The organism is Desulforhopalus vacuolatus, from assembly GCF_016918505.1.
GTDB classification, from domain to species: domain Bacteria; phylum Desulfobacterota; class Desulfobulbia; order Desulfobulbales; family Desulfocapsaceae; genus Desulforhopalus; species Desulforhopalus vacuolatus.
Genome location: NZ_JAFFPZ010000103.1, coordinates 1 through 526, shown reverse-complemented (window position 1 = coordinate 526; position 526 = coordinate 1). Strand labels below are relative to the sequence as shown.

Sequence of the window (526 nt, the reverse complement as noted above, 5' to 3'; positions counted from 1 at the left end):
CATCTTACCCACAGATGCCACAAGAGGGACTTTTTACTTAAATTGAAAATGGACCGTCGGAATTGGGTCCAGTGGTTGTATGCTGCCAAAAAGCGATACGGTTTGGTAATTCTCAATTACTGTGTTACTTCCAATCATATTCATTTACTCGTTCAAGATGCAGGAAAGAGAGATGTCATACCTCGATCTCTGCAGTTGATTGCTGGAAGAACCGGGCAAGAATACAATATGAGAAAAAAGAGGAAAGGAGCTTTTTGGGAGGATCGATACCATTCAACTGCAGTGGAGACCGAACAGCACCTGCTGAGATGCCTTGTCTATATTGATTGTAACATGGTTCGTGCTGGTGTCGTTGCACATCCCTCTGAGTGGCCTTTTTGTGGATATAATGAAATCCAGATGCCTAAAAGGAAGTCAGTGCTCATTGATTATCAAAAGTTAGCGAAACTTACAGGGTTTGCATCCTATAGTACCTTCCGAGAGACTCACAAAGAATTGGTAAATGAATCCGTTACCAACAGGACCT

Annotated in this window: 1 protein-coding gene; it reads left to right on the top strand. The window is 42.4% G+C overall.

The window, feature by feature from the left end:
- Positions 1–526: transposase (locus JWG39_RS16075; RefSeq protein ID WP_205220449.1), on the top strand; the 526-nt coding region annotated here is incomplete at both ends.